The organism is Mycobacterium sp. 050272 (assembly GCF_039023525.1).
GTDB lineage: Bacteria > Actinomycetota > Actinomycetes > Mycobacteriales > Mycobacteriaceae > Mycobacterium.
The window spans coordinates 1-7,864 of sequence record NZ_JBCHKV010000047.1 but is presented as its reverse complement, the minus strand read 5'-3'; the positions used below and the strand labels follow the sequence as shown (position 1 = coordinate 7,864).

Genomic DNA, 7,864 nt, shown 5'->3' with positions numbered 1-7,864 from the left:
AGTTCGAAGCAGCGTTCTACGATGCACAACGGACCGACCAACCCCTGGTCGAAATCCAATAGCCCGAGCCTCCGGCAGAACCAGGGCGTTTCAAAAAGCAAGTTGCTGGTGACCATGATTGAGTCCTGCTCGTAGCGGGACGCCACCGTTTGGCTACGAGCCCTCCGGTCCAAGGAGGTCCCATCGGTTCCCAGCAATGTCGAGGAAGACCGCCACACGTCCATACGGCTCTGCGCGGGGCTCGGTCACGAATTCAACTCCGCCGCAGACCATCCGGTCATATGCGACCTGAAAATCATCGACCCGGAGGAAGAGCCCGACGCGGCCCGCGAATTGCTGCCCGATCGCAGCCGCTTGTGTATCACCGTCTGCACGGGCGAGCAGGATGCCAGTTTGGGCCCTGGGCGGACGCACCACGACCCAGCGTTTCGGGCGGCCGTCATTGGTCAAAGCCGGTGAGTCCTCGACCAGCTCGAACCCAAGCAAGTCGACGAAGAATGCGATGGCGGGGTCGTACTCCTTGACAACGATCGCCATGAGGTCGATGCGCATCTGCCGAACATAGCTTGACGACACATAGTCAATGCGCAGAAGCTGCGCCCTCGACTTGACTCGTAGCAAGGTCTGACGTCTGTAAGGGTGTTACCCAACCTTGGCTAGCGGATTACGATTCGTTTATGGCGGATCCGATGATGGTCCCGTTCCTGGTCTTAGCGGTGATCACCGCCGTGTGGGCCGTCCTGCTCGTCTTCTTCGTCGTCTACCAACGACGGTCTAAACGGCAACCTCATTCGACCGACAATGCACGTCGGCCGAGGGTGAGCTGGCAGGTCGGTCGGTGGGACACCGACCCTCGCCATGCCTACGTCGCCAACATGGGGGAGGACACCGCCTACGAAGTCAGCGTGACGGCGCGGGACCGAGTTATCGGGACAGCCCAGAGCGTTCCGCCCTATAGCACCAATCGCCTGTCGTCATCGTCGGGACATCCGTGCTACGTGAATCTCTGCGCCGACGACCGACTCAAACGTCAAATCTTGGTCGGCGCCCACCGAGGAACGCGGAATGCGGAGGTCAGATCTGTTGATTCCGATCGACCTGGATTCGCTGTGCGAGTCAGCTGGCGCTCCGCGCGCGGCGAGTGGTTCACGCAAAACGTCCGCACCGACTGACCGATCCTGAACGGCTGAAATCAGATCGTCGATTACGGGCCGGCGACGAACCGGGCGGGCGAAGACCCGTGACCCATGGCCGCGCTATGGCTGAGCCGCACCGAGGCGATCTAGGGGAGTGCCAGGCAGGGCCGATGGAGTAGGGGTGTGGGCGATCGCGTCGTCGATCGCCGCCGCGATGGCGTTGCGCGGATATGCGGCGGGTGCGTGGTCGTCGAAGTCGTAGGAGGAGTGGACGCCCTCGGGGGCGACGGTGATGTTGACGATGACCGGCGTGGGGAGGTTCAGCACCTCGAGGCGAGCCTTAACAGCGTTCGTGAGGTGTTCGGCGTAGTCACTGTGCTCGCGGCGTTCTTGTGCCGTGAGCGCGTCGCTGAGGTCCGCGATGGCTTCGTGGGCTTCGTCGTAAGCGATTTCTCCCGGAGTGGGAGGTCGGCTGTTCTGGGCCTCGGTCGTTAGTTCGGTCAGTAGCGCGATGTCGGCGGGATCGTCGCCCCAGCCCGCTTTGGCTTCGACGCACAGATAGCCGTTGTCGTCGACGCTGATCCAGTCCACGGCGGCGATGCGCGGGTCCTCGGGGGTGAAGGGGCCAGGGGGCAGGTCATCGGGTTCGGGGATGGCTTCTCCGCGCGAGGCAAGTTCCAGTTCCGCGTCGCGGTAGTCGTCGTAAGAGGTGTCATTGGTGTAGGGCAGGATGCTTTCCACCCAGAAGTCGATGCTGACGGGTTCGGTGCGGTGTTGCAGCAAGTGTTCGTCGTCACCACCGACCGTGGACTGCAGTGTTTCGCGTACCCTCTCGGCCTCCCAGGACCCGGGCCGGCCCGCCAGGATCTGCTCTGTGCTTCCGATGTTCGCCGCGGCGCCCGCTAGGGCGTGGGTGACGAACTCGGCCCAGTCGATCGGCAGCGCCGCGCGGGGGTTCGGATCGGGTTCCCATTGGCCCGAACTGGTTTGGCGCACAGGTTGATTCGTCAGATGGGCAGCTTCGGTCAAGGCGGCGATGGCGTCGTAGAGCACTTCGTTGTACGGGCGGGGATCCGTCGTCTCTGGCGCGGTCAGGTAACCGATGTCGAACAGCGCCGCCGAGAGGACCTGGCGATAGGGTTGGCCGATGGTGCGTGCGACCGCGGCGAGATTGTCACGCTCAGGTAGGCCCCGCACGCCGTTGACTCGCCACAGGCGCAGGTTTTCGCGCGTGATGCCGATACGCCGGGCCAGTTCGGCGTCGCTGACGCCGTGCGTGTTCTTGTACTGGTCGATCAGCTCGATGAGGCGGGGGCTTGCCACACCGACCAGTATTCTCCGACCGCCGCAACCAGTCAAGTAGTGCTTTGCCATACTACCAAGTGCTACTTGACAGTATGGCAACTTCCGTTCTCGCACCCACTCAAACGTGGGTATATACTGAGTCAACATTCGATATATACGGGTGGAGGCTTGATAGGTGACAAAGCGCCTGATCGATCTGGACGACGACCTACTGGCTGCCGCTCAGAAAGAGCTTAAGACGTCCGGCGTATCGGACACGGTGCGCATTGCATTGCAGCAAGCGGCAGCATCTTCTGCTCGCGCACGCCAGGTTGCATGGTTGCGGGCCGGCGGTCTAGGGGAGATGGCTGATCCCGATCAACGTGGTGACGTGTGGCGTTGATCGCTCGGCACCTCATCGATACCAGTGCAGCAGCACGGATGACGCACCCCGAGGTCGCCGCTCGACTTGCCCCACTCATTGAGGCCGGATTGGTCGCGACCACGGCTCAACTCGACGCCGAGGCGCTCTACAGTGCCCGCAATCCTGCTGACTATGAACAACTCTGGTCAGACCGCCGTGCGGCGTACGAATATCTGCCAACCAATGACGAACACTGGCAGACGGCGCTCGGCGCGCAACGACAGTTGGCAAGCACTGGCCGCCACCGTGCTGTCGGCATGGCCGACCTCCTGATTGCCACCCTCGCCGATGCCCATGACGTGACGCTGATCCACTATGACACCGACTTTGAGATTGCTGCAGAAGTACTACCGTTTCGACACCAATGGGTTCTCGAGCGGGGCACCATCTGAGCACTGCACTACCACTACTTCTTCAAATACACTGGGCCGCAACACAAATATGCAGTGCTCTACTGACAACTCTGCATATTCAACTCCTGCATATTGCGCCGCGCCGGACAGACCATGAGAATTACGCCATCCTCTTGGGGTCCGCCGCGGGATTGCGGTGGCGTCATTGATGATCGCAGCGCAAGAGGAAAATGCGATCCGGCTACGGTTCACGCGTCTCCTTGTCCTCCGGGACGGGTTGGTTCTTCCTGTCGACGAGGTACTGCCACACGAGTGCCAGGGCGGGGTACGGTCCCGGCCTGGAGCGGTGGGCGCCGGAGACCAATGAGATCGGCGGGTACACGTCAAACGAGTCCTCACGGCCGAGCCATGCGCGGCTATTGGGGTCGTACACGCTGGAAATCTCGGTGCTGAATTCCATTTCGGGACTGGTGAATTCGAGCGTCCATTCGCTGGCGATCGATCCTCCGGAGACCTCTGCGTCGATGCGTTGGCCATCGGGTCCGCGAAGTTCGAATGATGTCGGCAGGGCTTCGCCATTCGCTGGCGTAGCAGTGATGCCTGCCCAGTCTGTGATTGTCTCCCACACATCCTGGTAAGCATCCCATTCATCGGCGAACCTTTGGTGCCCGCCTCGGGCGGTGGCGGTGTCGGACTGGCGCGGCTGAAGAAGTTTGCCGTCGACGATGTCGGCGTCGAACGGCACTGTGACGATGCTGTCGTACAGCGTCATCCATTCGTGGACGGTGTTGCCGTCGTTGTTGATCACGTAGCCTTCGGCGCGGACGTCGGCGAGGAGCACGACGGTGTAGGAGACCAGGTCGGTGCCCTCGTCCATGACCTGCAGCGAGACGCCGGCAACATCGACGAGTGCGGCGGCCGGCTCGAGTTCGAAAGTGGGGTCGATGATCTCGTCGAACTTTCGCCGGTCGTCGGTGTCCACTGTGTCAACTGCGATGTCGTCGACGTCGATCCAGGCTGGCGGCGGGCCGTGGCGGTCATCTGCCGCAGCGGCCTCGGTGATGCTTTCAAGGAGCTCATCAATGATCAGTCGGCGAGCGGTGTCGACGGAGTGCTGCGGGTGCACGGGAGGCGAGAGCTTGCCGAACAACTGGTGGGTGGTATTTGCAGAAGGAAAGTCACTGTGACCCAACGCATTTACCGCTGGCCGGAAGTCTTTGTAGTTTTTGGTGAGAAATACAATCTGGTCGGGATCGTTGTCGACGCGGCGTAGCGCATCGCGGACGATCGACGCGTCGACCGCGCCGGTGCGAGTGCCATCCTTGCTGCGTCCGCCGGCGCCTTCGCCGAGGACCTGGTCGCGGATAGCGTCGACAGCGCACTGCCCGTCGAGGTCCAGGACCTCGACATTGGGCATTGCGCGGCACAGTTGGTCGATGTGTGCCGCGACGTCACGGGCTGCCAGGGGTGCAGGTGGCTCCCCGGCGATGGTCAGATCGCCCAGTTTCGTGTACGCGGCCTGCAGCTCCTTGAACGCTTCGAAGGCGTGGACGGCCCACTCGTCGATGACCTGCTGGGGAATCCACAGCTTCACGTCCCGGCGTGCCAGGCGGTCGGCGAGTTTCTCGACGTGATCGGGCTTGAAGTTGCCGGCGCCGAAGAAGCATGTGTCGATCACTGCAGCAACGGGATAGATAGGGGCGGTTGCCGGTTCGGGTTCTGAGCCGTCCTGGTCGGTCACGAGATCATCATTGCACTGCGTGTGTCTGGCACGGCGCCGCGCTGGGGGCCGGTGACTGTGCCCCGATGGTTTGTGCCGGGTGCGCAATGGTGCGCGGTATCCCCGTGGGATGCAAGCATCAAGGCATTTTGACCAAGACTAATCGCGGCGACGGGTGAGGGTCACTGCCCGGTCTCAGAGGATCTGGCGGTCGCGTGGTGGGGAGCGCCGGCCTGATCGAGACACGATGGGGCTGGCCAGTCTCATTTGAGTTGGCGGATCGGCGTCGGCGTCTCATCGCTTCGGATCTTGACGGACCCAGCGGCAGCTGATGGATTCAAGGGACAAGATCTGACCGGCTCGTTTCATACGGAATTCCGACCAACTTGAGTGTCCCGCTCTTTTGCTGTGCGGTGTGATACAGCGGTCGCAAACCACTCTCGCCAGGGGCGGCTCGATAGACTGATTCGATGATGAACGCAGAGGTCAGCGAGAATGGCTTCGACTTTTACTTCGACTATGAGGAGTACCCGCCTATCGGTGGTCCAGGAGGTGATCAGTTCGAAGTTTTCGTAACTCGCTATTACGACCGCACTAAGGGTGACGGGTCAGAGCGGTTGCACGACGATGCTATTACCGGACCCCACAAAGCCAGAGGGAGGACCCTGGACGAGGCCTTCCAGAAGTCCGCCGAAAGTGCCCGCCGGTGGGCTAGGGAGCAGCGTTAGCCGAATCGACCTTCGTCGGTTGGGTGTTCGTGCCTTGCTTGCCTCCTTTTCTTCAAAGATTTCCCGAGAACAGCTGACCGCGCTACGTCAACGGCGACCCGGTCCAGCGACCGAAATTCCCTACTGCTTGAGCGGCCGCGGTCAGGGGGATCATCATGAGTGGCAAACGCGGTCAGCGGTGCATCCGCCGAAGCAGTTATTCATGAGGGCAACGCTTTCGGGCGTGGTAGCAAGCTGCGAGACCGAGGGATATCGGTGGAGATTCGACTTCCGAGGCCCTTATGCTGGCAGCGGCGTTGCTTGGACGAGAATTTCTCGGGCGACGGTGATCGCGTCGCGAACGTCGGCTTCCGGCAAGTGAGAACCTGCATGGGTGGCCGCGTTTCGTCGCTCAATGAGCCGAGTCCGATAATCCAGAGGTAGGGTTCCGCCGCACTCGCGTGTCCAGTAACCACACAGTCGGCCGAGCATCGAATGGGCGCGCAGCTCGCCGTCAATATCGGGGTGGCTGGCCGCGGCGAGGTGGGTTCGGATAAGGATAGTGACAGCAAGTTCGGCGGCCAAGCCAGCATCGAGCACTGCCCGCCGGTAATCCTGCCCCATACACAAGGAATTCGCATCGCGAATGAGCAGCCATTCAGCGGGTGGCGGTCCGTGGAGCTGCGCGTGGTCGATGCAGAGCTGCAGTTGTCGGGCGTCAATTGATGTGTAGTTCGGCCACACCACGCCGAAGGAACTTGACCCGACCGGAAGGATTGCGCCGTCGCGGACCGGGTGGGAATGCAGAGTGTAGAGCCGCGACCACAGCGTGGTACCGCTGAATTTTATTCCTGGTTCGACGGGCCCCAGTCGGGACAAATCTTGACCGTGCAGCACTTCGACCCAGGCGCTTACCGCGACCCACCATGCAGACATGGCTTCAGCGATTCTGCGGCCAGTGTCGCGCACGGAGTCGTCGTCTCCGTCGACCGCCAGTGAGATCCCGATCCGGCGGATGTTAGCCGCTTTCGGCGTGCTGAAGTCTTCCGTCCATTTCACGATGCGACCCCAGAACGGCGCCATCTCAGGTCGGCTGCTAAGCAAGTCCTCGCGTTCTGAATAGTGCCACGGGGGCCCCGACAGCTCATCGTGGGACCGACTGACTCCGTCGGCGGATGGCAGCCTCAGAATCAAGGCTTCACCTGCAACGACCGCTGAGTACTCCACCTCGAGAGCCGCGATGTCGACGGTGAACTGGACCGGGCACTCGTAGTAGCCCTCGACCACGCGCGTCTCGACTGGCGCCACACGCCGACCATAGGTCACTGCCTGCTAAATTGCGGGCGCTTTGACGAAGGCGACCGCGGCCGTGATGGCGATCGAGGCAGCGAAGTACGTCAAACAACGATGTGCGGCGATGCTGGAACGTGCCGCCGGGCAGGCTCTCCTGCACCCCTTTTCTCTACGTTAAGCAGCGGCGAGCTCAATCACGCGTTCGCCTCGAGCCGAAAGGAAAAGCTGCCATGCCGAACCCAGCCGTTCGCTCAACGCCCACAACCGGGTTGCTGCGTTGCAATCGTGAGCGGCTCTCGATGGGCGCCAACTTGTCGACCAACGGCCATGAGAAGCCAACTTGGTGGAACGTCATGACTTTGGACAAGCCTTGCGATAGCTTCCGCGAATGACACAGCCACCTGCCAAGCGCTCTATTCGTTCAACTGCACGATTGCGGTTACATTCCAGCACGCGCGGTGAGGCGGTCGATTTGGACGACGAAGCGCACGAAGCGGCACGGCAGCAGGCCGAAGCCGAGCGCGCCGAGACCGAAAAACAGCCGCATCGATGGACTTCTATTGCTGGATTAGTCGTGGCGGTCGGCGTAGCGGCTGCAGCCAACGTAACGACGCTCGTCGTCGCATTCAACGGGCAGACCAATGCGAGCATCCAATCAGCAAAGGAATTTCGCCGTAATCAGCAGCAGACTCAGTTTGTGGATTTCATTAACGCAGCCTCAGCCTTGCAGGACGCAGGATTCAAATATCAGGGAGCAATAGCCTTCAGTGTCGTCAATCAAAAAATTGATGACAATGCCGCGGAGCCACTGAGGAAAGCTGCTGAAAGCCAGTTGAACACCTTACGTACCAAGCTAGCTGTAGGAGGACAGCACGTTGGTGACGCCGGTGGTGAGTCGTGATGCTGGTGGTTGGCCGTCGGCGGCAGAGTGTGGTCGATGGTAGTTG

The 7,864-nt window shown here is 61.4% G+C and carries 8 protein-coding genes; 4 read left to right on the top strand and 4 right to left on the bottom strand.

What is annotated here, in order from left to right:
- Positions 1–153: 153 nt before the first annotated feature.
- Entirely contained in the window at positions 154–552 is a 399-nt protein-coding gene (locus tag AAHS21_RS31810; protein WP_330981217.1) for a VOC family protein, read from the bottom strand.
- Between the two features lie 125 nt (positions 553–677).
- On the opposite strand from AAHS21_RS31810, the gene AAHS21_RS31805 reads away from it, so the two are divergent.
- On the top strand, positions 678–1,172 hold the full coding sequence (locus AAHS21_RS31805; protein WP_330981218.1) for a hypothetical protein: 495 nt from the start codon (positions 678–680) through the stop codon (positions 1,170–1,172).
- Between the two features lie 84 nt (positions 1,173–1,256).
- On the opposite strand, the gene AAHS21_RS31800 is transcribed toward AAHS21_RS31805, so the two are convergent.
- On the bottom strand, positions 1,257–2,459 hold the full coding sequence (locus AAHS21_RS31800) for an XRE family transcriptional regulator (protein ID WP_330981219.1): 1,203 nt from the start codon (positions 2,457–2,459) through the stop codon (positions 1,257–1,259).
- A 157-nt stretch (positions 2,460–2,616) separates the two neighbouring features.
- On the opposite strand from AAHS21_RS31800, the gene AAHS21_RS31795 reads away from it, so the two are divergent.
- Together AAHS21_RS31795 and AAHS21_RS31790 are read left to right on the top strand one after the other, a co-directional pair.
- Positions 2,617–2,823 (top strand): DUF2191 domain-containing protein, encoded by a 207-nt coding sequence (locus AAHS21_RS31795; protein ID WP_330981220.1) that lies wholly within the window; start codon positions 2,617–2,619, stop codon positions 2,821–2,823.
- Positions 2,814–3,236 (top strand): PIN domain-containing protein, encoded by a 423-nt coding sequence (locus AAHS21_RS31790; protein ID WP_330981221.1) that lies wholly within the window; start codon positions 2,814–2,816, stop codon positions 3,234–3,236. The genes AAHS21_RS31795 and AAHS21_RS31790 overlap by 10 nt, the downstream gene beginning before the upstream one ends.
- Before the next feature lie 202 nt (positions 3,237–3,438).
- Here AAHS21_RS31790 and AAHS21_RS31785 read toward each other — a convergent pair whose 3' ends face one another.
- Entirely contained in the window at positions 3,439–4,938 is a 1,500-nt protein-coding gene (locus tag AAHS21_RS31785; RefSeq protein WP_330981222.1) for a hypothetical protein, read from the bottom strand.
- A gap of 986 nt (positions 4,939–5,924) precedes the next feature.
- On the bottom strand, positions 5,925–6,932 hold the full coding sequence (locus AAHS21_RS31780) for a hypothetical protein (RefSeq protein ID WP_330981223.1): 1,008 nt from the start codon (positions 6,930–6,932) through the stop codon (positions 5,925–5,927).
- A 373-nt stretch (positions 6,933–7,305) separates the two neighbouring features.
- Between AAHS21_RS31780 and AAHS21_RS31775 the strand changes: the two genes are divergently transcribed.
- On the top strand, positions 7,306–7,818 hold the full coding sequence (locus AAHS21_RS31775) for a hypothetical protein (protein WP_342931248.1): 513 nt from the start codon (positions 7,306–7,308) through the stop codon (positions 7,816–7,818).
- The last annotated feature ends 46 nt before the right edge of the window (positions 7,819–7,864 follow it).